Origin of the sequence: Tabrizicola sp. TH137 (genome assembly GCF_002855575.1) — a bacterium.
Classification (GTDB): Bacteria; Pseudomonadota; Alphaproteobacteria; order Rhodobacterales; family Rhodobacteraceae; genus Paragemmobacter.
The window spans coordinates 432,108-454,774 of sequence record NZ_PKRQ01000002.1 but is presented as its reverse complement, the minus strand read 5'-3'; the positions used below and the strand labels follow the sequence as shown (position 1 = coordinate 454,774).

21 protein-coding genes and 1 tRNA gene are annotated in these 22,667 nt (G+C 66.2%); 14 read left to right on the top strand and 8 right to left on the bottom strand.

The features are described from left to right. Nucleotides 1-11 precede the first annotated feature (11 nt). From C0V75_RS07575 to rpe, 3 genes are all read left to right on the top strand, one after another. Nucleotides 12-88, top strand: a tRNA-Arg gene (locus C0V75_RS07575). 73 nt (nt 89-161) lie between these two features. Further along, complete coding sequence (locus tag C0V75_RS07570) at nt 162-386, top strand: hypothetical protein (protein WP_101920297.1); 225 nt, start codon at nt 162-164, stop codon at nt 384-386. A gap of 166 nt (nt 387-552) precedes the next feature. Further along, the gene (rpe, locus tag C0V75_RS07565) at nt 553-1,242 is read left to right on the top strand and encodes a ribulose-phosphate 3-epimerase (RefSeq protein WP_101920296.1); all 690 of its coding nucleotides are present in this window, start codon (nt 553-555) and stop codon (nt 1,240-1,242) included. A 10-nt stretch (nt 1,243-1,252) separates the two neighbouring features. Here the strand turns inward: rpe and C0V75_RS07560 are convergent, their stop codons facing one another. Then, nucleotides 1,253-2,425 carry an FAD-binding oxidoreductase gene (locus tag C0V75_RS07560; RefSeq protein ID WP_101920295.1) on the bottom strand — a complete coding sequence of 391 codons (1,173 nt, stop codon included), beginning with the start codon at nt 2,423-2,425 and terminating at the stop codon, nt 1,253-1,255. 129 nt (nt 2,426-2,554) lie between these two features. Between C0V75_RS07560 and C0V75_RS07555 the strand changes: the two genes are divergently transcribed. Then, nucleotides 2,555-3,349 (top strand): LuxR family transcriptional regulator, encoded by a 795-nt coding sequence (locus tag C0V75_RS07555; RefSeq protein WP_158241798.1) that lies wholly within the window; start codon nt 2,555-2,557, stop codon nt 3,347-3,349. A gap of 379 nt (nt 3,350-3,728) precedes the next feature. Here the strand turns inward: C0V75_RS07555 and tsf are convergent, their stop codons facing one another. Both tsf and rpsB read right to left on the bottom strand, forming a co-directional pair. After that, nucleotides 3,729-4,637, bottom strand: coding sequence for a translation elongation factor Ts (gene tsf / locus C0V75_RS07550; protein ID WP_101920293.1), 909 nt, complete (start codon nt 4,635-4,637; stop codon nt 3,729-3,731). Nucleotides 4,638-4,706: 69 nt separating this feature from the next. Further along, nucleotides 4,707-5,465: a 30S ribosomal protein S2 gene (rpsB, locus tag C0V75_RS07545; RefSeq protein ID WP_101920292.1), complete on the bottom strand. Its 759-nt coding sequence runs from the start codon at nt 5,463-5,465 to the stop codon at nt 4,707-4,709. Between the two features lie 308 nt (nt 5,466-5,773). Between rpsB and C0V75_RS07540 the strand changes: the two genes are divergently transcribed. The 4 genes from C0V75_RS07540 (at nt 5,774) to C0V75_RS07525 (ending at nt 8,901) form a co-directional block, all read left to right on the top strand. Further along, nucleotides 5,774-6,670: a PfkB family carbohydrate kinase gene (locus C0V75_RS07540; RefSeq protein WP_101920291.1), complete on the top strand. Its 897-nt coding sequence runs from the start codon at nt 5,774-5,776 to the stop codon at nt 6,668-6,670. Then, nucleotides 6,667-7,248: a DUF1349 domain-containing protein gene (locus C0V75_RS07535; RefSeq protein ID WP_216821425.1), complete on the top strand. Its 582-nt coding sequence runs from the start codon at nt 6,667-6,669 to the stop codon at nt 7,246-7,248. The genes C0V75_RS07540 and C0V75_RS07535 overlap by 4 nt, the downstream gene beginning before the upstream one ends. A gap of 1 nt (nt 7,249) precedes the next feature. Continuing rightward, entirely contained in the window at nt 7,250-8,161 is a 912-nt protein-coding gene (locus C0V75_RS07530) for a pseudouridine-5'-phosphate glycosidase (protein ID WP_173861054.1), read from the top strand. Between the two features lie 62 nt (nt 8,162-8,223). Next, nucleotides 8,224-8,901, top strand: coding sequence for a DUF502 domain-containing protein (locus tag C0V75_RS07525; RefSeq protein ID WP_101920289.1), 678 nt, complete (start codon nt 8,224-8,226; stop codon nt 8,899-8,901). Nucleotide 8,902: 1 nt separating this feature from the next. Here the strand turns inward: C0V75_RS07525 and C0V75_RS07520 are convergent, their stop codons facing one another. Together C0V75_RS07520 and C0V75_RS07515 are read right to left on the bottom strand one after the other, a co-directional pair. Next, nucleotides 8,903-9,916, bottom strand: coding sequence for a patatin-like phospholipase family protein (locus C0V75_RS07520; RefSeq protein ID WP_101920288.1), 1,014 nt, complete (start codon nt 9,914-9,916; stop codon nt 8,903-8,905). Nucleotides 9,917-9,986: 70 nt separating this feature from the next. After that, nucleotides 9,987-10,760, bottom strand: a complete 774-nt coding sequence (locus C0V75_RS07515) for a 3-hydroxybutyrate dehydrogenase (RefSeq protein ID WP_101920287.1) — start codon at nt 10,758-10,760, stop codon at nt 9,987-9,989. Nucleotides 10,761-11,040: 280 nt separating this feature from the next. Here C0V75_RS07515 and C0V75_RS07510 point away from each other — a divergent pair, with 280 nt between their 5' ends. After that, a complete protein-coding gene (locus C0V75_RS07510; protein ID WP_101920286.1) occupies nt 11,041-12,852 on the top strand; it encodes an extracellular solute-binding protein in 1,812 nt (603 codons plus the stop codon). A 10-nt stretch (nt 12,853-12,862) separates the two neighbouring features. Then, nucleotides 12,863-12,979, top strand: a complete 117-nt coding sequence (locus C0V75_RS07505; protein ID WP_101920285.1) for an entericidin A/B family lipoprotein — start codon at nt 12,863-12,865, stop codon at nt 12,977-12,979. A 101-nt stretch (nt 12,980-13,080) separates the two neighbouring features. Here the strand turns inward: C0V75_RS07505 and C0V75_RS07500 are convergent, their stop codons facing one another. Beyond that, nucleotides 13,081-13,704: a helix-turn-helix domain-containing protein gene (locus tag C0V75_RS07500; RefSeq protein WP_101920284.1), complete on the bottom strand. Its 624-nt coding sequence runs from the start codon at nt 13,702-13,704 to the stop codon at nt 13,081-13,083. A gap of 63 nt (nt 13,705-13,767) precedes the next feature. On the opposite strand from C0V75_RS07500, the gene C0V75_RS07495 reads away from it, so the two are divergent. The 3 genes from C0V75_RS07495 (at nt 13,768) to C0V75_RS07485 (ending at nt 17,270) form a co-directional block, all read left to right on the top strand. Next, nucleotides 13,768-15,288, top strand: coding sequence for a class I adenylate-forming enzyme family protein (locus C0V75_RS07495; RefSeq protein ID WP_101920283.1), 1,521 nt, complete (start codon nt 13,768-13,770; stop codon nt 15,286-15,288). 4 nt (nt 15,289-15,292) lie between these two features. Then, nucleotides 15,293-15,934, top strand: coding sequence for a DsbA family oxidoreductase (locus tag C0V75_RS07490; protein WP_101920282.1), 642 nt, complete (start codon nt 15,293-15,295; stop codon nt 15,932-15,934). 157 nt (nt 15,935-16,091) lie between these two features. Beyond that, complete coding sequence (locus C0V75_RS07485; RefSeq protein ID WP_254216401.1) at nt 16,092-17,270, top strand: multidrug effflux MFS transporter; 1,179 nt, start codon at nt 16,092-16,094, stop codon at nt 17,268-17,270. Nucleotides 17,271-17,337: 67 nt separating this feature from the next. Here C0V75_RS07485 and mfd read toward each other — a convergent pair whose 3' ends face one another. After that, entirely contained in the window at nt 17,338-20,781 is a 3,444-nt protein-coding gene (gene mfd, locus C0V75_RS07480; protein ID WP_101920280.1) for a transcription-repair coupling factor, read from the bottom strand. A 53-nt stretch (nt 20,782-20,834) separates the two neighbouring features. After that, nucleotides 20,835-21,359 (bottom strand): component of SufBCD complex, encoded by a 525-nt coding sequence (locus C0V75_RS07475; RefSeq protein WP_101920279.1) that lies wholly within the window; start codon nt 21,357-21,359, stop codon nt 20,835-20,837. Nucleotides 21,360-21,561: 202 nt separating this feature from the next. On the opposite strand from C0V75_RS07475, the gene hemB reads away from it, so the two are divergent. After that, the gene (gene hemB, locus C0V75_RS07470) at nt 21,562-22,575 is read left to right on the top strand and encodes a porphobilinogen synthase (protein WP_101920278.1); all 1,014 of its coding nucleotides are present in this window, start codon (nt 21,562-21,564) and stop codon (nt 22,573-22,575) included. Nucleotides 22,576-22,667: the final 92 nt, after the last annotated feature.

The following is a 22,667-nucleotide window of genomic DNA, read 5'->3' as shown; positions in this document are numbered from 1 at the left end:
GGCCCAAGCGCGCACCCGTAGCTCAGCTGGATAGAGTGCTGCCCTCCGAAGGCAGAGGTCACAGGTTCGAATCCTGTCGGGTGCGCCAGTTTCCCGTGTAATCCTGATGCACGTTGCTGGCTGTTGCTGGCGGCGGCGAGGCGTGGTCTGCTTCTCCTGCAATGATCGAGGCCGAGGGGCCTGTGCGGGAGGTGGACATGCCCAAGGTGGAAATCCGCGCGGAGTTGTTGCGGCAGATTGCGCAGGATATCGGACGCTTGGCAGAGGCATTTCCCGTGGGGAGCATGGAGCGGCGCGATATCGAGCTGCTTATGCGGAATGACACAGTGATGGTCGAAGCCTTCATCCAGATGCATCTGGGCAGAGTCAAAGCCGAGGACGGGTGAGGGGCTTTTGTCGCTGGAGTGGTTCGGTTTTGCGGTGGTTCCGGCTAGATGCGAATATCGTATAATCAATATTATGTCATATACCGGATATGGCGGTAACGCGCTGGCATGATACGAAGCCTTGCGCTAGAAGGCCCGCGAGCCCTTTTCGCATTGGAGCACGGTCATGGAGTTTTCGCGCGCGATCAAGATTGCACCGTCGATCCTGTCGGCGGATTTCGCGAATTTCGGGGCCGAGTGCCGGGCCATCGAAGCGCAAGGCGCGGATTGGGTGCATGTGGATGTGATGGACGGGCATTTCGTGCCGAACCTGACCTTCGGGCCTGCGACTTGTGCGGCGATCCGGCCGCATATCAAGGGCGTGATGGATGTGCATCTGATGATCGCGCCGGTGGACCCGTTTATCGACGCCTATGCGGCGGCGGGCGCGGATGTGATCACCGCGCATCTGGAAGCCGGGCCGCATATTCACCGCACGCTGCAAGCCATTCGGAATACTGGGAAAAAGGCGGGTCTGGCGCTGAACCCCGGGACGGGGATCGACGCGGTGACGCATCTTCTGGACATGGTGGACCTGGTCTGCGTGATGACGGTCAATCCCGGGTTCGGCGGGCAGAAATTCATTCATTCCCAAGTGGATAAGGTGCGTTCCTTGCGTGCCATCATCGGTGACAGGCCGATCCATATCGAGATCGACGGCGGCGTGACCGTGGAAACGGCGCCGCTGGTCGCGGCAGCAGGCGCGGATGTGCTGGTTGCGGGATCGGCGGTGTTCAAGGGGGGATCGGTGAGCGATCCGGCCCCCTATGGGGCGAATATCCGGGCGATCCGGGCGGCGGCGGAAGCGGCGGTCTAAGCGCCCTGCCCTAGACGATGGCGCGTTCGGCGAAGGGCCGACCCTCCAGCATCCGGGTGACGGAAAGGTCTGACAGATCAAGGCTTTGCCAGCCACCTGTCAGGATGTGTTCAGCCACCCCCCGGCCCGCTGCCGGGGCCTGTTGCAGGCCGTGGCCGGAGAAGCCGTTGATCAGATGCAGGTTGGCCATCTCGGGATGCGGGCCGAGGACGGCGTTCTGATCCAGCACGTTGTATTCGTAATGGCCGGTCCAGTGGCGGATGACCTTGACCGCGTCGAAGCCGGGCGCGCGGTGCCAGAGCGCGGGCCAGATCACATCATCCCAGAGATGCAGGTCGGGGTCGAAATCCTCGGGGTCGCAGGGTCCGTCTTCTGCGGGCACGGTGGCGGTGATCCACTGGCGGTGTTCGGGGCGGATCCAGTAGTCGCGGTCGATCATCAGGGGCGCGTCCGGGTGGCGGGCATTGGGCGCGTCGATCACGAAGACGGTGCGCTTGCGGGGTTCGATGGCGATGTCGAGCCCGGCCATCCGCATGATCTGCGCGGCGCGGGGACCGGCGGCATTGACGGCAGCGGCGCAGGGGATATGCCCCCCCTGCCCCAGCGTGACGCCGGTCACGCGGCCGGCGGATGTGGTGATCCCCGTCACCTCATCCGTCAGGAAGCGCGCGCCCTGCGCGCGGGCGGCGGCGCGGAAGCCGTTGAGCAGACCCATATTGTCGAAGAAGCCCTCGTCGCGCGGGCCGAAACTGGCACCGACGAGATCGGTTGTGTTGAGCCAGGGATAGCGCGCGGCGGTCTGGGCCGGGGTCCAGAGTTCGGTGGCGGCACCATGGGCGCGCTGCATGGCGGCGACCTCGGTCAGGGTGGCCATGCCATCGGGGGTGGAGGCGAGGAAGAGATAGCCGTTCTCGCGCAGGCCGAGATCGGGGATGCCGACATCCTGCCCCAGATGGGTCTGGAACTCCTTGATGAAGCGGATCCCGAAACGGGAGAGTTCGACATTCACCGGATTGGTGAATTGCTGCCGGATGCCAGCGGCGGCGAGGGCGGTGGAGGAGCGGGCATAGGTCGGGTCACGTTCCACGACGAGGACGGCAAGGCCGGGCTGCATCCGGGTCAGCCAGAAGGCGACGGAAGCCCCCATGACGCCCCCGCCGATGACGACCACATCCGCCTGCATGCCGGCCCCCTGCCCCTTTGCGACTCGGCGCCTCGGTCTTTGACAGGGGCGCGGTTGCGTGGTTAGACAGGAACGGGGGCAAGAACAACCCGCGCGGTTCTGGGGATGGCGCGGCGAGGGGATGGTAAGGTGAGCGAGGTACTTCCGCTTTTGGCGCGGATTGCCGAGGCGGTGGCTGTCGGGCCGGTTTGGCAGACGGCAACCGGCTATTTCGCGGGGCTCGGCTTTGGCCGGGTCAATTACGGCTATACGCGCTTTTTGAACGACAAGACGATCGGGAACCCCGAGGATGCGGTCTTTCTGACCACGGGCGATGCGGATTATGCGCGGCGCTATTTCTCGGGCGGGCTTTATGCGCGGACACCGGTTTTTCGCTGGGCGCAGCAGAATGCCGGGTCCTGCACCTGGGCCTGGGTCGGCGAGGCGATGGCGCGGGGCGAGCTGAGCCCCGACGAGGTGGCGGCGGTGAAGCAGAACCTTGCCATGGGGATCACGGCCGGGATCACGGTGAGCTTTCCCGAGACATCGACACGGGCCAAGGGCGCGCTGGGGATGATCGCCGATCCGGGGATGGACCATGCGGCGGTGGAGCAGGTCTGGGCGGCGAAGCGGGAAGAGATCCTTGCCGTGGCCAACATGATGCATCTGAAGATCGTGAACATGCCGGGGGCGAATCGTCGCCGCCCGCTGACCCAGCGGCAGCGCGAGGCGCTGGAATGGGTGGCGGATGGCAAGACGACGCAGGATGTGGCGCTGTTGATGAATGTCTCGCCCGCGATGGTGGAAAAGCATCTGCGGCTGGCGCGCGAGGCGCTGGATGTGGAGACGACGGCGCAGGCGGTGGCGAAGGCGGCGCTGCTGAACATGATCTTCCAGAAGGAGGAGGTCGCGCCGCCGCTGCCCCCGGTGGCCGCCGCTAGGTAGGGAATCCCTGACTGGCCTGACGCAGGGTAAAGTGGTGATATCGTGATATGTTCCGGCAGACATGGCCATGAGTGGTGGCCTGCCGGGACAGGCCTTCCGGGTGATCGGCGTGATTGTCACCGCATCCGGGGGGTTGGTCACCCCCCCTCCCCAGGGAAAGGGGACTGTCTGTCGCGAGGGCGGAAATTTCCCGCCGCCCGGACGACCCCCAGTAAGCGTGCCCTCTGCCTAATCCCCAAGGCATGGCGCGACGTGACACGGTGCAGCCGCGAGGCTGCACCGTTTTTTCATGGACGATGCTGTGCAGGGATGGCGGGCGGCGGCCAGGCAAAAGGCCCGCCCCCTGCGGGACGGGCCTTTGCATGGCGATGGGATAGGATCAGCCCTGAAGCGCCTTGGCGACTTCGGCGGCGAAATCTTCCTGCTTCTTTTCGATGCCTTCGCCGACGGCGACACGGGCATAGCCGGTGATTTCAACGCCGGCTTCCTTGGCGGCCTGTTCGACCGTCAGGTCGGGGTTGATGACGAAGGCCTGGCCGAGAAGGGTGTTCTCGGAGAGGAACTTCTTCATCCGGCCCGGGATGATGTTGTTGTGGATCACCTGTTCGGGCTTCGGCTTGGCGGAGGAGGCGTTCTCTTCCAGTGCCTTGGCCGTCTGCACGGCCAGTTCACGCTCCACCACCGACGGGTCGAGGGTCGCTTCGGAGAGCGAGAGCGGGTTGGTGGCCGCGATATGCATCGCGAACTGGCGCCCGATCTCTTCGGCCTTGGCGGCATCGCCCTTCAGCGCGACCAGCACGCCGATCTTGCCCATGCCCGCGGTTGCCGCGTTATGGACGTAGGAGACGACGGTATCGCCTTCCAGGACATGCAGGCGGCGGAAGGTCATGTTTTCGCCGATGCGGGCGATGGCTTCCTGGATCACGGTATCGACGGTCTTGCCGTTCAGCGCGGCGGCTTTCACCACTTCGACCGACTCGCCCACGGTCAGGGCGACGTTGGCGACGTCACGGACCAGGGCCTGGAAATCCTCGTTCTTGGCGACGAAGTCGGTTTCCGAGTTGATTTCGACCGCGACGCCCTTGCCCGTCGTCACGGCGACGCCGACCAGGCCTTCCGCGGCGACGCGATCGGCCTTCTTGGCGGCCTTGGCGAGGCCCTTGGTGCGCAGCCAGTCAACGGCGGCTTCCATGTCGCCGTTGGTTTCGGTGAGCGCCTTCTTGGCGTCCATCATCCCCGCGCCGGTCGAATCGCGCAGTTCCTTCACCATGCTTGCGGTGATCGTCATGTCAGACTCCTGAAATTCGAGAGTGACCCGGCAGGTATCCCTGCCGGGTAAATGCCGCGTGACAGAGGATCAGGCCTCGGCGATGGCTTCTTCCTCGGGCGCGGTTTCCAGCGCGCCGAGGTCGATGCCGGCGGCGCCGAGCTGGGCCGACATGCCGTCGAGCGCTGCGCGGGCGACGAGGTCGCAATAGAGCGCGATGGCGCGGGCGGCGTCGTCATTGCCGGGGATCACGTAATCCACGCCCTTGGGCGAGCAGTTGGTATCGACCACGGCCACGACCGGGATGCCGAGCTTCTGCGCCTCGAGGATGGCGAGGTCTTCCTTGCCCACGTCGATGATGAAGATCAGGTCCGGGGTGCCGCCCATTTCACGGATGCCGCCAAGCGAGGCCTGAAGCTTGGCCTGCTCGCGCTCCATATTCAGACGTTCTTTCTTGGTCAGGCCTTCGGCGCCGTTGGCCATCAGCTCGTCGATCTGCTTCAGGCGCTGGATCGACTGCGAGACGGTCTTCCAGTTGGTCAGCGTGCCACCGAGCCAGCGGTGGTTCATGTAGAACTGGGCGCATTTTTCGGCGGCTTCGGCGATCGGCTTCTGGGCCTGACGCTTGGTGCCGACGAAGAGGATGCGGCCGTTCTTGGCGACGGTGTCGCGCACGACCTTCAGCGCCTGTTCCAGCATGGGAACGGTCTGGGTCAGGTCGATGATATGGATGCCGTTGCGGTCACCATAGATGTACTGGCCCATCTTGGGGTTCCAGCGTGCGGTCTGGTGGCCGTAGTGAACGCCAGCTTCAAGAAGCTGACGCATGGAGAACTCGGGAAGAGCCATGTCCTATTCCTTTCCGGTTTAGCCCTTGGCATCGCTGTCTTACCCCTGTCGGGGCAACCGGCGGACATGACGGGATTTCTCCCCGCCAGGCCCAAGCGAAGCCTGTGAAGTGCGCGTGCCTTTAGGGGGTTTCGCCGTGGGATGCAAGCGTTGTTGGGGATTTCCGGGCCGGATTGGCGGACGGAGACCAAAAATCTTCGAAGATTTTTGCAAATTTCTTCGAAGAAATTTGGGGGGGATGGGAGGCGCGGCGGCGGGCCGTGGCGGCACGGGTTGAAAGCCCCTGCCCTTCGCGCCTAGATGGCGGCATGAGCGCGCATCCCGACATACTCTGCATTGGTTCGGTCCTGTGGGACATCATCGGGCGGTCGTCGCTTGCCATGCGGCAGGGGTCGGATGTGCCGGGGCGGATCACGCGGCTGCCGGGGGGCGTGGCGATGAACATCGCCATGACACTCGCGCGCTTCGGGCTGCGGCCTGCGGTGCTGACCTCCATCGGGCGGGATGCGGCGGGGGAGGAACTCGTGGCGGCCTGCGGCCGGCTGGGGGTGGAGACCCGCTTTGCCTATCGGTCAGAGGACCTGCCGACGGATCAGTATATGGCTGTCGAGGGGGCGAACGGGTTGATCGCGGCGATTGCCGATGCGCATTCGCTCGAGGCGGCGGGGGAGAAGATCCTGCGGCCCTTGGCCGATGGCACCCTTGGCACGGAGGCCGCGCCCTGGGGCGGGATGATCGCGCTGGACGGCAATCTGACGGTGCATCTTCTGGCGGAAATCGCGACCTCGGCCCTGTTTGCCGCCGCTGATCTGCGGGTTGCGCCAGCGAGCCCCGGCAAGGCGGAGCGGTTGCTTCCCCTCATGGCGCATGGGCGGGCGGTGCTTTACGTCAATCTGGAGGAGGCGCGGCTGATCGGGCATGAGCCCTACGAGAGCGCGGGGGCCGCAGCCGAAGGCCTGCTGGCGCGCGGCGCGGCGCGGGTTCTGGTGACGGATGGCGGGCGTGCCTGCGCGGAGGGGACGAAGGGCATGGGCGTGATTGTCGATCATCCGCCGCAGGTGATGGTGACGCGGGTCACCGGCGCGGGCGACACCTTCATGGCGGCGCATGTGGTGGCAGAGCGGCGCGGTGCGGATCGCGCCACGGCGCTGGCATCGGCGATCCGGGCGGCGGCGGTCTATGTGAGCGGGGAGGCCCCGGCATGAGCCGCTTTTCCCGCATGACATGGCTGAACCCGCCCGAGGAGGCGACCGAAACTCCGGGCGGGATCGAGGTGGTGACCGGCGAGCGGACGGATTTCTGGCGCGAGACCTTTTACGGGTTCATCCGCCACAATGGGCATTTCCTGTGGGAATCGGTGCAGGGTGATTTCACCGCGGAGGTGACCATCGCGGGGAAATATCGCGCGCTTTATGATCAGGCGGGGCTGATGATGCTGCTGTCGGACCAGCACTGGATCAAATGCGGGGTGGAGGTGAATGACGGGGTGCCGGTGTTTTCGACCGTGGTGACCAATCTGCGGTCGGACTGGGCGACGATGCCCCTGCCCTTTGACCCTGCCACCGTCCGGCTGCGGCTGTCGCGGCATGGCGATGCGGTGCGTGTGGACGTGGCGCGGCCCGAGGGCGGCTGGTGGCTCGCACGGCTGGGCTATATGCCGGCGGGGCTGCCTGCCAAGGTGGGGATCATGGCCTGTTCGCCGGAGCGGGCGCGGTTTCGGGTGATGTTCAGCGATTATCGCTGCGGTCCGGCGATTGCCCGCGACCTGCATAACGGGGAATGAGATGGACGGTCTGATCTTTGCGCCGGAGGTGGCGCGGGCGCTGAAGGATGGGGCGCCGGTGGTGGCGCTGGAATCGACGATCATCACGCATGGGATGCCCTGGCCACAGAATGTGGAGACGGCGCGGCGGGTGGAGGCCGAGGTGCGCGCCCATGGCGCTGTGCCGGCCACCATGGCGGTGATGGCGGGGCGTATCCATGTCGGGCTGACCGAGGCGGAACTTGACGCGCTGGGTCAGGCGAAGGGGGTGGCGAAGCTGTCGCGGGCGGATCTTGCAGCCTGTCTTGCAACGGGTGGCACGGGGGCGACGACGGTGGCTGCAACGATGATCTGCGCGCGGCTGGCGGGGATTGCCGTCTTTGCCACGGGGGGGATCGGTGGTGTGCATCGCGGCGCGGAGACGAGTTTCGACATTTCCGCCGATCTGCCGGAACTGGCGCAGACGGCGGTGACGGTGGTGGCGGCGGGGGCGAAGGCCATTCTGGACCTGCCGAAGACGCTGGAATGGCTGGAGACGGCGGGGGTGCCGGTGATCGCCTTCGGGCAGGACCCGTTTCCCGCCTTCTGGTCGCGCGACTCGGGCCTGAAGGCACCACTCCGGATGGACCGGGCCGAGGAGATCGCGGCGGCGGCACGGATGCGGGCGGCGCTGGGTCTGCCGGGGGGGCAGCTTGTGGCCAATCCGATTCCCGCAGCGGCGGAGATCCCGCGGGCCGAGATCATGCCGGTGGTGGAGACGGCGCTGGCCGAGGCCGCGGCGCGGGGGATCGCGGCCAAGGCCGTGACGCCCTTCCTGTTGCAGCGCATCTTCGAACTGACGGGCGGGCGGTCGCTTGAGGCGAATATCGCCCTTGTTCTGAACAATGCGCGCCTTGCGGCGGCGATTGCGGGGGCCATGGCGCGCGGCGTGTGAAGGTTCGGGTTGTGCGGGCCCGTCGCTGTTCCTAGATTGGCGGGAAAAAGGGAACCGGGGCAATGAGCGAAGCAACACCGCCGCGGCGCAGCCTTCTTGGCGCGCTGCGGGCGAGTTTTCTGACAGGGCTGGTCGTCGTCTTGCCCACAGGGTTGACCCTGTGGCTGATCTGGTCGGTCGTGGGCTGGCTGGACGGGTGGATCCTGCCCCTGATCCCGGCGGCCTATCAGCCCGAGGCGCTGATGCAGCGCCTGTTCGGGCCGGAGGTGAATTTCCCGCTGCGCGGCGTGGGGGTGGCGGTTTTCCTCGTCTTCACGGTGCTGATCGGCTGGATGGCGCGGGGCTTTCTGGGCCGGACGCTGATGGGTCAGGCCGAACTTCTGGTGGACCGGGTGCCTGTGGTGCGGTCGGTCTATGGCGGGTTGAAGCAGATCACCGAGACGGTCTTTGCGCAGAAGGAAAAGACCTTTGACCGGACCTGTCTGCTGGAGTTTCCCCGACCCGGCGCCTGGGCGGTGGGCCTTGTCGCCTCGTCACCCAAGGGAGAGATAGCGGCGAAGCTGCCCGGCGACATGATCGCGGTTTTCGTCGCGCTGACGCCGCTGACCTCGGGCGTGCTGATCTATGTGCCGCGCGAGTCGGTGATCCTTCTGGAGATGAAGCCGGACGAGGCGGCCAAGCTGGTGGTTTCGGGCGGGCTGGTCTATCCGGCGCAGAAGGAACCGCTGATTTCCAAATAGGTCAGCCGAAGAGCGCGCCGAGGTCGAGGCTGGCGCGATGGCCGAGATCGCCGCGATGGGTGGCAAGGAAGCTGTGGCAGGCGTCGCGCCCGGCTGTGAAGAGGTGGTCGATCAGCGCCGGGTTCGGGCTGAGCTTCGAGGTGGCGGAAAGCTCGGTCATCGTGGCGTCATCGGCGACGAGGTGAAGGAGGACGTCCTTCATGCGGCCCTTGTCCATGCGGCCTTCGGCGATCAGGCGCTTGACGAATTTTACGGCGCGCAGTTCGCCCAGAAGGGCGGCGTGGAAGCTGATTTCGTTGATGCGGTTCTGGATGTCGAGCGGGGACATCGGCACCGCGTCGCGCAGCCAGGGATTGATCGAGACGATGACGATGTCGTCGGGCAGGTCGGGCGCATAGAGCGGGAAGAGCGCCGGGTTGCCGGAATAGCCGCCGTCCCAATAGGTTTCGCCTTCGATGGTGACGGCCTGAAAGACGGTCGGCAGGCAGGCGGAGGCGAGAAGCGCCTCGGGCGTGAGGTCGTCGCCTTCGAAGATGCGGATGCGGCCCGTGCGGACATTGGTCGCGCCGATGAAGAGGCGCGGGCCCTCCGTGCGGCAGACATGGCTGAAATCGAGGCGGCGGACGACGGGTTCGAGCGGGTTTTCCCAGAACGGACCCCAGCCATAGGGGGACCAGACCTGTGCGGCGATGCCCTGCGGCGAGACGGGGAAGGCGTTCTCCACCGCCTCGGACATCAGGCGGGAGGCGGACCAGAAGGGTTGCATCCAGCGGGCCATGCGGAAATCGCCGACATTGGCGACCTGCGCCCAGAGCGCGGCGAGGCTGTCTTTGGCGCCTTGCCTGCCGCCCGTGATCATGCCGGCCTTGAGCGCCGCCGCGTTGAGCGCCCCGGCAGAGGTGCCGGAGAGGGCGGCGATGTCGAGACCCTCATCCTCCAGCAAACGGTCGAGGACACCCCAGGTGAAGGCGCCATGGGCGCCCCCGCCCTGAAGCGCGAGGTTGAGGCGGATCATGCGCGCCACCCGGGATGGCGGCGCCAAATTTCTTCGAAGAAATTTGCAAAAATCTTCGAAGATTTTTGGGTCATAGCGCCGTCCATCCGCCATCCACGCTGATCGTGGTGCCGGTCACCTGATCGGCATAGGGCGAGCAGAGATAGAGCACCGTGCCGCCGATCTGTTCGGTCGTGGCGAATTGGCGCGAGGGTTGGCGCAGGAGCATCACCTCGCGGATGACGGTGTCGCGGTCCATGTTGTGGACCTTCATCTGATCGGGGATCTGCGCCTCGACCAGCGGGGTGAGGACATAGCCGGGGCAGATGGCATTGCAGGTGATCCCCTGCCCCGCCGTTTCCAGCGCGACGGTCTTGGTCAGGCCGACCACGGCATGTTTGGACGCGACATAGGCGCTTTTGTAGGGGCTGGCCGTGAGGCCATGGGCAGAGGCGATGTCGATGATCCGGCCCCACCCCTTGGCGCGCATGCCCGGCAGGGCGGCGGCGATGGTGTGGAAGGCGGAAGAAAGGTTGATCGCGATGATCTGGTTCCACTTGTCGATCGGGAAGTCCTCGACCGGGGCGACATGCTGGATGCCCGCATTGTTCACGAGGATGTCGCAGCCCCCGGCCTTGGCGATCAGGGCGCGGCAGTCTTCGGCCTTGGACATGTCGGCGGCGATGTAGCGGGCCTCGACGCCGTGATCGGCGGCGATTCGGGCGGCGAGGGCGTGATCCTCGGGCCGGTCGGTGAAGCTGTTGATCACGACGGTTGCACCGGCCTTGGCCAGTTCCTCGGCCACGCCGAGGCCGATGCCGGAATTCGATCCGGTGATGATGGCGGTCTTGCCCTTCAGGTCCATGTCGGCCCCCTTTTGCTGCATGTGCGAAGCTATGCCTGCTGCGGGGGCGAAATCCAGCCCTGATGCGCCATCATCGCGGGGGCGTGAAGCATAAAAAAACGCCGGCGCGAGGCCGGCGTTCAGTTATTGAGGCAGGTTTCATACAGGCAAGAAACCTATCGAGCAGTGCCCTCTATATACGCGCCCTGTTGCCGGTATCCAAGCTAAAAGTTTGAAAAGGCAGGCAAGCGGGTCTAGGGTCTGAGCCAAGAAAAACAATCGGTGTGGGAGTGTCGCAGGAATGGCAACAGTGATTTTCGCCCGTCTGAAGGGGTTCGCGGCGGCGGTGGCATGCAGCGTGATTCCGCTGGTGGCGGCGGCGGACACGCATGGCATAGCTATGTATGGCAAGCCCGCCCTGCCCCCGGATTTTGTGTCCTTGCCCTATGCCAACCCGGATGCGCCAAAGGGCGGGCGGATCGTTTTCGGGGAAAGCGGGGGGTTCGATTCCCTCAATCCCTTCATCGTGAACGGTATCGCGCCGGCGGGCGTCAGCGCCCATACCATCGAGACGCTGCTGGGCCGATCCTATGACGAGCCCTTCACCCTTTATGGCCTGCTGGCCGAATCGGTGGTGACCGATGATGCGCGGAGTTTCGTGGAATTCACCCTGCGCCCTGAGGCCCGATTCTCGGATGGCAGCCCGGTGACGGTGGAGGATGTGATCTGGTCCTTCGAGACGCTGGGGACGCAGGGGCATCCGCGCTTTGCGGCGGCCTATGGGAAGGTGTCGAAGGTGGAGAAGGTGGGAGAGCGCGGCGTGCGATTCACCTTCAACACGGAGGACCGGGAATTGCCGCTGCTTCTGGGCCTGCGCCCGGTGCTGAAGAAGGCGCAGTGGGAGGGGAAGGATTTCACCGTCTCTTCGCTGGAGCCGATCATCGGGTCAGGCCCCTATGTGGTGGCCGAGGTCGAGGCGGGCCGTTTCATCACCTATCGCAAGAACCCTGACTGGTGGGGGGCGGATCTGGCCTTCAACCGGGGTCAGCATAACCTGGACGAGATCCGCTATGACTATTTCGGCGATGCGGGCGTGGTGTTCGAGGCCTTCAAGGCGGGCGAGATCACATCCTGGCGCGAGACGAACCCGGTGAAATGGGACCAGCAATATGACTTCCCGGCCGTAACTTCCGGAGATGTCGTAAAGTCCGTCATTCCCCATGCGCGGCCTTCGGGGATCGAGGGGTTCGTGTTCAACACGCGGCGCCCCTTGTTCCAGGACTGGCGGGTGCGCGAGGCGCTGATCACCGCCTTCAATTTCGAGCTGATCAACAAGACGCTGAACGGGGGCATCCCGCCGCGCATCCAGAGCTATTTCTCCAACTCGCCGCTGGGCATGACGCCCGGCGCACCCGCCGAGGGGCGCGTTGCCGAACTGCTGGAACCGTTCAAGGCGGAACTGCTGCCCGGTGCGTTGGAGGGCTACTCCCTGCCCGTCGGCGACGGGTCCGAGGCGAACAGGGGCGCGATCCGCAAGGCGACGGCGTTGTTGGAAGAGGCGGGCTGGACGGTGCAGGACGGCGTGTTGAAGAACGCGGCCGGGGAACCCTTCGCCTTCGAGATCGTGCTGGTGAACGGGGCGACGGATATCATCAACGCGGCGACGATCTACGTCGAGGGGCTGAAGCGGCTGGGGATCGAGGCGACGCTGACCACCATCGATTCGGCGCAATACAAGGAACGGACAACGAATTACGATTTCGACATGACCCATTACATCCGGTCGCTGTCGCTGTCGCCGGGGAATGAGCAGACGCTCTATTGGGGATCGGGCGGGGTGACGGAGCCCGGCACGCGCAACTGGATGGGCATGAATTCGCCTGCCGCCGAGGCGATGATCGCCACGATGGTTGCCGCGCGCAACCCGGACGAGTTCATTGCCGCGGTGCAGGCCCTGGACCGCATCCTGACGAGCGGGCGCTATGTCATTCCGATCTGGTATTCGGATGTGTCGCGCCTTGCGCATCGGAAGGAGTTGAAGTTCCCCGAGCGCCTGCCGCTTTATGGCGACTGGCCGGGCTTTCAGCCGGAAGTCTGGTGGTATGAGGAATGAGGAGCGGGCGATGAAGAAAGCGATGGTTCTGATGGCCATGCTGGCGGCGCTGGCAGGCTGTGCGACGATCGAGGGCGCGGGTCAGGACATTTCGTCCGGGGCGCGGGCGGTGGGGAACCTGTTCTAGGGCGTTTCCTGCGGGGTAAGGGGTGCGGGCCGGGCGTGATGCCCGGCCTTTTGCTTTGGGGGGCGAGCCCGCGCGCATCCTGCATCAGGACAGGCGGGCGGTCAGGCGAGCGAGGTGACCCAGAGGATGGTTGCATCCTCTTCCGACAGGCTGATCACGTTATGCCCCATCGAGGCATCGTAATAGGCGCTGTCGCCCCGGCGCAGATCGACGGGTTCGTAGAATTCGGTGTAGAGGCGGATGACCCCGGTCAGGACGTACAGAAACTCTTCGCCGTCATGGCGGACCCAGCCGTCGAATTCCTCGATGTCGCGGGCGCGGATGCGGGCGCGGTAGGGCAGCATCTGCTTGCGCGTGAGCTGGCCTGCGAGGAGTTCATGTTCATAGGTGGCAGTCGCATGGCCCTGCCCTTCGCCCTGTTTCGTCACCGCCATCCGCCCCGAGACCTGAGCGCGGGAGGGCGGGGTGAAAAGCTGGGGCACGGAGATGGCAAGGCCTTCGGCCAGTTTCTTGAGCGCCTCGTAAGTGGGCGACATCTGGCCGTTCTCGATCTTGGAGAGCGTGGAGCGGGCAAGACCGGCCTGGGTGGCGGCCTGTTCCAGTGTCCAGCCGCGGGCCTTCCGCAGGTCGCGCACCCTTTCGCCGAGATTGAGCGGCGCGACAGGCGCATCTGCCCCGCTCTCGCGGGCGATGCGGATGAGGGTCTTGGGATCGGAACCGGCCATGGGCGGGGATTACTTGCTTCGGCCCGCGCTTGCAACGGCGGCGTGGGCGGCTAGAACCGCGGGATGCTGTCCGAGATCGACCTTTCGCCCTGGCCCCCCTGCCCTGCGCCCTTCAACCTGGCGCGGCATGTGCTGGAGGCATCGACGGAGCGCTTTGCGGACCGGATGGCGTTGCAGATCCTGAGCCCGAGGGGCGCGGAGCGGTGGAGCTATGCCCGGCTGATGGCGGCGGTCAGGGGTTGCGGGACGGGGCTGCTGGCGCAGGGTCTGCGGCCTGGTGACCGGGTGCTGATGCGGCTGGGCAATGAGGTGGCCTTTCCGGTGCTGTTCCTTGGGGCGATTGCGGCGGGGCTGGTGCCGGTGCCGACATCGGCCGCGTTGACGGAAGCGGAGATCACGCGGATGGCGGGGGTGGTTGCGCCTGCACTGATCGTGGCGGGGGATGGGGTGGCCTTGCCCGACACCCTGCCCTGCCCCGTGGTGGCCGCGGCGGAGGTGATGGGATGGGAGCGGCTGCCGCCCTGCGACTGGGACATGGGTGATCCGGAGCGGCTGGCCTATGCGGTGTTCACCTCCGGCACCTCGGGGCGGGCGCAGGCGGTGGGACATGCGCATCGGGCGATCTGGGCGCGGGGGATGATGCATCGCGGTTGGGAGGGATTCACGGAGGCGGACCGGGTGCTGCATGCCGGGGCCTTCAACTGGACCTATACGCTGGGCACGGGGCTGCTGGACCCCTGGACGCTGGGGGCGGTGGCGATGGTGCCGGCACGGGGTGTGGAGGTGGCGGCCCTGCCCTTGCTGATGAAGCGCTTCGATGTGACGGTCTTTGCGGCCGCACCCGGGGTTTACCGGCAGATGCTGCGCGCGCCGATGCCCGCCCTGCCGAGGCTGCGGCACGGGTTGAGCGCGGGGGAGGCGATGACGGCGGAGGTGCGCGCGGCCTGGGAGGCGGCGACGGGGCGGCCCGTGCATGAGGCGCTGGGGATGACGGAGGTTTCGACCTATGTGTCGGGCTGTCCGGATCATGCAGCGCGGGCCGGATCGGCGGGATGGGCGCAGCCCGGCCGTCATGTGGCGGTGCTGGGCGAGGATGGTCTTCCCGTGCCGCGCGGCGCGCAAGGCGTGCTGGCGGTGCATCGGACCGATCCGGGGCTGATGCTGGGCTATCTGGGGGACGCGGCTGCGACGGCGGCGCGGTATCGCGGTGACTGGTTCGTGACCGGCGATCTGGCCGAGATGGCAGAGGATGGCGCGATCTTCTATCGCGGGCGGGGGGATGACCTGATGAATGCGGGCGGGTTCCGGGTGTCGCCTCTGGAGGTGGAGGGGGCGATGGCGTCCCTGCCCGGTCTGGCCGATTGCGCGGTGACGGAGGTCGAGGTGGCGGCAGGGGTGCGGGTCATCGGCTGCTTCTACGTCAGCGATGCCCCGCTGGAGGTGGCGGTGCTGCACGCCCATGCGGAGCGCTGTCTCGCGCGCTACAAGCAGCCGAGGCTTTGGGTCAGGCTTGACGCCCTGCCCCGTTCGGCGAACAACAAGTTGAACCGTCGCGCCCTGCCGGGCCTGATCCCGAAGGAGTGAGGGGATGATCCGTCTCGACATCTTTTCCGATCCCGTCTGCCCATGGTGCCTGATCGGGAAGACCAATCTGGACCGCGCGCTGGAAAGCCGACCGGACCATCCGTTCCGCATCGAATGGCACCCGTTCCAGTTGAACCCCGAAATGCCCAAGGAAGGCGTGGGGCATGTGGAGTATCTGGCCGGGAAATTCGGCGGCAAGCAGCGCGCGATACAGGCAATGCTTCAGGTGGCGGAGCATGCGAAGAAGGCCGGGGCCGAGATCAACATGGACAAGGTCCTGCGGCTGCCCAACACGCTGGACGCGCATCGGGTGATCCATTGGGCGGGGATCGAGGGCAGGCAGACGCCGATGGTGGCGCGGCTGATGCGGGCGCATTGGCGCGATGGCGAGGATATCGGGGACCCTGCGACGCTGGCGCGGCTGGCAGGCGAGGTGGGGATGGATGCGGCGGCGGTGGCGCGGCTGCTGGCCACGGATGCCGATGCAGAGGATATCGCAGCGCGCGACATGGATGCGCGGCGGAAAGGCGTGACGGCCGTGCCGACCTTCCTGATCGCGCAGCACTATGTGGTGTCGGGGGCGCAGCCCGTCGAGGTCTGGCAGCGGGTGATCGACGAGCTGGGCGAGAAGCTGGCCGAGGGGTGAGCTGCGGGGCTGCCGTCCTGCCGCGCGCGCCGGCCTATCGGGGCCGGGACTGTGCGGGATATCCGGGGGGTCTGTGCGTGGCGGGTGCTGTCGGCTGCGGGCCGCGCGTGGTAAGCGCGGAGCCATGACACAAAGCGCCCCCCCGTCCGCGCCCCGCATGGGGCAGACCGAATTCATCGTGATGATCGCGCTGCTCTTTGCGACCATCGCCTTTTCCATCGACGCGATGCTGCCCGCCCTGCCCGAGATCGCGGCGGAACTGTCGCCGGATGCGCCGAATGCGGCGCAGCTTATCCTGACATCCTTCGTGCTGGGCATGGGGATCGGGACGCTGTTTGCGGGCCCGCTGTCGGATGCCTTCGGGCGGAAGCCCGTGATCCTAGCGGGAGCGGCCCTTTACTGTGTGGCGGCTCTGGTCGCCTATGTGTCGCCCACGCTGGAAGGGGTGCTGGTCGCGCGGCTGTTGCAGGGGCTGGGATCGGCGGGGCCGCGGGTGGTGTCGCTGGCGCTGGTGCGCGACCTTTACAAGGGGCGCGAGATGGCGCGGGTGGTGAGTTTCGCCATGATGATCTTTACCCTCGTGCCTGCGATCGCCCCCTTCATCGGGCAGGGGATCATCTGGGTGGCGGGGTGGCGGGGGATTTTCCTGTCCTTCGTGGTGTTCTCGCTTCTGTCGATGCTGTGGTTCTGGCTGCGGCAACCCGAGACGATGCCGAAGGCGGCGCGGCGGCCCTTGCAGGGGGCGGTGCTGAAGGCGGCCTTCCGGGAGGTGCTGTCGCATCGGGTGGTGGTGGTGTCCATCGCGGTTCAGACGCTGGTTTTCGCCTGCCTGTTCGCCACGCTGTCGGCGACGCAGCCGATCCTTGACCAGGTCTATGGCGAGGGGGAGAGGTTCCCGATCTGGTTCGCGCTGATCGCGCTGGTTTCGGGGACGGCGAGCCTGATCAACGCGCGGCTTGTGGTCCGGCTGGGGATGCGGCGGATGATCACGGCGACGCTGGCGGCGCAGGTGGTGTTCTCGGTGGTGATGCTGGCGGCGAAGGCGGGCGGGGTCTGGCCTGCGGCCCTGGCCTTTCCGGCGCATCTGCTGTGGACGACCGGGGTCTTTTTCATGACGGGGCTGACCATCGGCAATCTGAATGCGCTGGGCCTTGAACCTGTGGGCCATGTCGCCGGGATGGCGGCAAGCGTCATGGGGGCGATTGCCACGGTGGCCTCGGTGATGCTGGCCGCGCCGGTGGGGTTGATGTTCGACGGGACGGCCTATCCGCTGATGGCCGGGGTGGCGGTGTTTGCGGCGGCCGGGTGGGGGTTGATGCGGTTGATCCCGCGGTGACGCCCGCGCGTGGCGGGGAGACCCTCGCCCCACGGCGGCGGTTAGGCATGGCGGGGAGACCCCCGCCCTACCCTTTCGGGCGCGCCACCTTTTCCGCCAGATCCTTCGCAATCGCGAAGGCGCCCTTGATGCGGTCGCCTTCCGTCTTCCAGTCGCGCATGAGGACGATCTTGTTGCCCTGCACCCGCGCCGCCGGATCGGCCTTGATAAAATCGACCAGCCCCGCCGGATTGGCGAATTTATCATTGTGGAACTGGACCGTGGCCCCTTTCGGCCCGGCATCCAGGCGGCTGATGCCGGCGCGTTTGCACATCGACTTGATCCGCATGATGAGGAGCAGGGTGTTCACTTCCTTGGGCAGCGGACCGAAGCGGTCGATCAGTTCGGCGGCGAAGCCTTCCAGTTCCACCTTTGTGGTGAGGCTGGTCAGGCGGCGGTAAAGGCCGAGGCGGATGTCGAGGTCGGGGATATAGTCTTCGGGGATCAGGACCGGGACGCCGAGGTTGATCTGCGGTGCCCATTGGTCATCCAGCGCGGCGGGACCGGCGAGTTCGCCCGATTTCAGCTTGGCAATCGTTTCTTCCAGCATCTGCTGGTAGAGTTCATAGCCCACTTCCTTGATATGGCCCGACTGTTCCTCGCCCAGAAGGTTGCCGGCGCCGCGCAGGTCGAGGTCGTGGGAGGCGAGGTTGAAGCCCGCGCCAAGGCTATCGAGCGAGCCGAGGAGGCGCAGGCGTTTCATGGCCTGCGGGGTTAGGGGCGTGCGGGGGCGCGTGGTCAGGAAGCAATAGGCGCGGGTCTTGGCGCGGCCGACGCGGCCGCGGATCTGGTAGAGCTGCGAGAGGCCGAACATGTCGGCCCGGTGGATGATCATCGTATTGGCGGTGGGGATGTCGAGACCGGATTCCACGATGGTGGTGGAGAGCAGCACGTCATACTTGCCGTCGTAGAATTCGTTCATCCGTTCGTCGAGATCGCCCGCCGCAAGCTGGCCATGGGCGATGATATAGCTGGCCTCGGGCACGTGGGTTTTCAGGAAATCCTCGATCTCTGGCAGATCGGCGATGCGGGGGACGACGATGAAGCTCTGCCCCCCGCGATAGCGTTCGCGCAGTAGCGCCTCGCGCAGGGTGACGGGGTCGAATTCGCTGACATAGGTGCGGATCGCCAGACGATCGACCGGCGGCGTGGCGATGATCGACAGGTCGCGGACCCCGGTGAGCGAGAGTTGCAGCGTGCGCGGGATGGGGGTGGCGGTGAGGGTCAGGACGTGGATTTCCGACCGCATCTCCTTGAGCCGTTCCTTGTGGGCGACGCCGAAATGCTGTTCCTCGTCGATCACCAGAAGGCCGAGGGAATTGAAGCGGATGTCCTTGGCCAGAAGGGCATGGGTGCCGACGCAGATGTCCACCGTGCCTGCGGCGAGCCCTTCGCGGGTGGCCTTGGCCTCCTTGGCAGAGACGAAGCGCGAGAGGGGTTTGACGTTGATCGGAAAGCCGCGGAACCGTTCGGCGAAGCTGCGGTAATGCTGCCGGGCGAGGAGTGTGGTGGGGCAGACGACAGCGACCTGCATGCCCGCCAGCGCCGCGACGAAGGCGGCGCGCATGGCGACTTCGGTCTTGCCGAAGCCCACATCGCCCACGACCAGCCGGTCCATGGGCCGGCCGGATTCCAGATCGGCCACCACATCGGCGATGGCGGCAAGCTGGTCATCCGTCTCTTGCCAGGGGAAGCGGGCGGCGAAAGCCTCCCACAGGGAATGCGGCGCCTCGAGGATCGGCGCGTGGCGCAGGGCGCGTTCGGCGGCGATGCGCATGAGACGATCGGCAATCTCGCGGATGCGTTCCTTGAGTTTCGCCTTCTTGGCCTGCCAGGCGCCACCCCCGAGACGGTCGAGCAGCCCCTCTTCATGCCCGTAGCGGGAGAGAAGTTCGATATTCTCCACCGGCAGATAGAGCTTGGCCCCTTCGGCATATTCCAGCGCCACACAGGCATGGGGCGCGCCGAGGGCGGTGATGGTTTCGATGCCGAGATAGCGCCCGACGCCATGTTCGACATGTACGACCAGATCGCCGGGGGTGAGGCTGTCCACCTCGCGCAGGAAGTTTTCGGCCTTGCGCTTGCGCTTTGTCTTGCCGACCAGACGGTCGCCCAGCACATCCTGTTCGGAGATGACGGCAAGGCCGGGGGCGGTGAAACCTGCCTCCAGCGCCCAGACAAGGAGGAACAATCCCCCCTTGCCATCCGGGACATCGCGCATGTCCTTGATGCGGCGGGCGCCGGTCACGCCCTGATCGGCGAGCAGCCCTTCGAGACGTTCGCGCGCGCCATCGGACCAGGAGGCGATGATGACCTGCCGATCCTGAAGCAACTCCTTAAGATGGGCGGCCAAGGCACCGAAAAGGCTTATGCTTTCCTGCTGCCGCTCGGGCGCGAAATTGCGCCCCATGCGGCCGCCGGCATCCAGCACGCCGGGGCCGGGGGATTGCGGATTGGGCGAAAGCTGGATCACGCGGTGGCGGGCGGTCGCCCCATCCCATGCGGCATCGTCGAGATAGAGCAGGCCGGGGGCGCAGGGCTTGTACACGGAATCGAGCCGCCCCTTTGCCTGCATCGCCTCGCGCCGGGCGTCATACTGGTCTTCGATCCCTTCCCAGCGCGACAGGCGGGCGGGGGTGATCTGGTCATCCAGCATCACCGTCGCCTCGGGCATGTAGTCGAAGATCGTTTCCAGCCGATCATGGAAGAAGGGGAGCCAATGTTCCATCCCCTGATGCTTGCGCCCGGCGCTGACCGCCTCATAGAGCGGATCGTCCGATCCCCCTGCCCCGAATTCCAGCCGGTAGCTCTGGCGGAAACGGGTGATGGCGGCCTCGTCGAGAATGACTTCAGACATGGGGGCGAGGTCGATGGCGGCGAGCTTTTCTGTCGTGCGCTGGGTTTCGGGATCGAAGCGCCGCGCGCCATCCAGCACGTCACCGAAGAAATCGAGCCGGATGGGCGTGCGGCTGCCCGGCGGCCAGAGGTCAACGATCCCGCCCCGGATGGCATAATCGCCGGGTTCGGCCACGGTGGAGGCGGGCGAGAACCCCATGCGCGACAGAAAGGCCTTGAGCCGGCCCTCATCCACCCGTTCGCCGACGCGGGCGGAGAAGGAGGACGTGCGGATCACCTCGCGCGACGGAAGGCGCTGGGTGGCGGCGTTGAGCGTGGTCAAGAGGACGAAGGGGCCGGAGAGTCCTTCGGCCAGGGCGGCCAGCGTGGACATGCGACGGGCGCAGAGCGCCGGATTGGGCGAGACGCGGTCATAGGGCAGGCAGTCCCAGGCCGGGAAATCCAGCACCACCGCATCGGGTGCCATCACGGCCAGCGCCGCCGCCATCGCCTCGGCCCGCTTGTCGTCACGGGCGATATGGAGGATGGGCGCGCCCTTCTGAAGCTCGCGGGCAAGGAGGCGGGCGTCATAGCCTTCGGGCGCGCCGCCGAGGAGGAGGGGAGTGGCTGTCTGCATGATGCGCCGTGACTTAACCGCAGGGGCGGCGACGTCAACGGCTTTCGGGCCGGTCAGCCGAAGACCCCGAGGGTCAGGTTCTGATACATGCCGAACAGGCTGGTGAAGAAGAGCGCGAACATCCCGATGACCTGGATCATGGTCCGGTGCCGACGCAGGCGCGCCATCAGGGGCCGGCCTTCAAGACCATCCCTTTCGATGATGCGGCAAATTCGCAGGGTGAGAAAGCCGATGAGTTGCAGCGGGATGAGCAGGCAAAGCACGGCCTGGGCGAATTCCACCGCGTAGAAGACCGCCAGCAGAAGCAGGCCCGTGGTCACGAAAGACGCGAAAGCGACGAGGAAAATCCCCCCCTGACGCGCGATGTATAGCACCCGGCGGGTGTAGATGAGGGCCAGCGCCTCGGCATCGGCGAGGGCGACCCCGCCTTCGCGTTCGGCGCGGCGGATCAGGTCATGCGGGACCCCGACGACGAAATGGCTGACCGTGGACCACATGACCGCCAATGCCAGCCAGAACCAGAGGTTCGAGAAGGATCGCATGTCGATCACTTCGAAGATCGTCTCGTACCAGTCCAAGCCGCCCTATCCCCGCCCTAGTCCCGCCGCCTGCCCGCAGGCGCGCGGCCCCTGCTGCCCTCCGACCTTCTGATGGCTTGAGGCGCGCCCCTTTCTCTGGCAGGCAAGGCGCGGGGGTGCAAGCCCCTGCTTGATCCGGCGACATGGCCGTCGCCTTGCCTCTTGCGGTGCCTGCGCCGCTCTGAACCCCGGAGTTATCCTGATGCGCCCGATCTCTGCCCCCGTTCCGGCCGCCCGCTTTCGCAGGCTGCGCCGGACCCCTGCCCTGCGGGCGCTGTCGCAGGAGACGCTGCTGGCCGTGGGCGATCTGATCTGGCCGGTCTTCGTGCGGGATGGCGTGGGGGTGCGGGAACCCGTCGCCTCGATGCCGGGCGTGGAGCGGCTGAGCGTCGATCTGGTCGTGGCGGCGGCAGAGATGGCGGCGGGGCTGGGGATACCGGCCATCTGCCTGTTCCCCTACACCGACCCGGCGCTGAAGACCGAGGGCTGCGAAGAGGCCTGGAACCCCGACAACCTTGCCAACCGGGCCATCCGGGCGATCAAGGCGGCGGTGCCGGAGATCGCGGTGATGACGGATGTGGCGCTGGACCCCTATAACGCCAATGGCCATGACGGGCTGGTGCGGGATGGCATCATCCTGAATGACGAGACGGTGGAGGCGCTGGTGCGGATGGCGCTGGTGCAGGCCGAATGCGGGGCCGATATCCTGGGTCCGTCCGACATGATGGACGGGCGGATCGGCGCGATGCGCAGTGCGCTGGAAGCGGCGGGGCACAAGGATGTGGCGATCCTCTCCTATGCGGCGAAATATGCCTCGGCCTTTTACGGGCCCTTCCGCGATGCGGTGGGGGCCTCCGGGGCGCTGAAGGGGGACAAGAAGACCTATCAGATGAACCCCGCCAATTCCGACGAGGCGCTGCGTCTGGTCGAACGCGACCTGCGCGAAGGGGCCGACATGGTGATGGTCAAGCCGGGGATGCCCTATCTCGACATCTGCCGCCGTGTGAAGGAGGCCTTCGGCGCGCCGACTTATGCCTATCAGGTGTCGGGGGAATATGCGATGATCCGGGGCGCGGCAGAGCGGGGCTGGATCGACGGCGAGAAGGCGATGATGGAAAGCCTGATGGGGTTCAAGCGCGCCGGCTGCGACGGCATCCTGACCTATTTCGCCCCCGAGGTGGCCCGCAAGCTGCGCGCCGGGTGGAGCTGGGGCTGACCGGGAAACGCCCCTTGCCCGGATGCCCTCACTTTCTGTCGGAAAATATCCTCGGGGGGTGAGGCGCGGCACGCGCCGAGGGGGGCAGACAG

Bases quoted from the DNA above. Each gene is read 5' to 3' on its own strand.
- C0V75_RS07570 (WP_101920297.1), top strand. From the start codon at position 162: ATGATCGAGGCCGAGGGGCCTGTGCGGGAGGTGGACATGCCCAAGGTG.
- rpe (WP_101920296.1), top strand. From the start codon at position 553: ATGGAGTTTTCGCGCGCGATCAAGATTGCACCGTCGATCCTGTCGGCG.
- C0V75_RS07560 (WP_101920295.1), bottom strand. From the start codon at position 2,425: ATGCAGGCGGATGTGGTCGTCATCGGCGGGGGCGTCATGGGGGCTTCC.
- tsf (WP_101920293.1), bottom strand. From the start codon at position 4,637: ATGACGATCACCGCAAGCATGGTGAAGGAACTGCGCGATTCGACCGGC.
- rpsB (WP_101920292.1), bottom strand. From the start codon at position 5,465: ATGGCTCTTCCCGAGTTCTCCATGCGTCAGCTTCTTGAAGCTGGCGTT.
- C0V75_RS07540 (WP_101920291.1), top strand. From the start codon at position 5,774: ATGAGCGCGCATCCCGACATACTCTGCATTGGTTCGGTCCTGTGGGAC.
- C0V75_RS07535 (WP_216821425.1), top strand. From the start codon at position 6,667: ATGAGCCGCTTTTCCCGCATGACATGGCTGAACCCGCCCGAGGAGGCG.
- C0V75_RS07530 (WP_173861054.1), top strand. From the start codon at position 7,250: ATGGACGGTCTGATCTTTGCGCCGGAGGTGGCGCGGGCGCTGAAGGAT.
- C0V75_RS07525 (WP_101920289.1), top strand. From the start codon at position 8,224: ATGAGCGAAGCAACACCGCCGCGGCGCAGCCTTCTTGGCGCGCTGCGG.
- C0V75_RS07520 (WP_101920288.1), bottom strand. From the start codon at position 9,916: ATGATCCGCCTCAACCTCGCGCTTCAGGGCGGGGGCGCCCATGGCGCC.
- C0V75_RS07515 (WP_101920287.1), bottom strand. From the start codon at position 10,760: ATGGACCTGAAGGGCAAGACCGCCATCATCACCGGATCGAATTCCGGC.
- C0V75_RS07510 (WP_101920286.1), top strand. From the start codon at position 11,041: ATGGCAACAGTGATTTTCGCCCGTCTGAAGGGGTTCGCGGCGGCGGTG.
- C0V75_RS07505 (WP_101920285.1), top strand. From the start codon at position 12,863: ATGAAGAAAGCGATGGTTCTGATGGCCATGCTGGCGGCGCTGGCAGGC.
- C0V75_RS07500 (WP_101920284.1), bottom strand. From the start codon at position 13,704: ATGGCCGGTTCCGATCCCAAGACCCTCATCCGCATCGCCCGCGAGAGC.
- C0V75_RS07495 (WP_101920283.1), top strand. From the start codon at position 13,768: ATGCTGTCCGAGATCGACCTTTCGCCCTGGCCCCCCTGCCCTGCGCCC.
- C0V75_RS07490 (WP_101920282.1), top strand. From the start codon at position 15,293: ATGATCCGTCTCGACATCTTTTCCGATCCCGTCTGCCCATGGTGCCTG.
- C0V75_RS07485 (WP_254216401.1), top strand. From the start codon at position 16,092: ATGGGGCAGACCGAATTCATCGTGATGATCGCGCTGCTCTTTGCGACC.
- mfd (WP_101920280.1), bottom strand. From the start codon at position 20,781: ATGCAGACAGCCACTCCCCTCCTCCTCGGCGGCGCGCCCGAAGGCTAT.
- hemB (WP_101920278.1), top strand. From the start codon at position 21,562: ATGCGCCCGATCTCTGCCCCCGTTCCGGCCGCCCGCTTTCGCAGGCTG.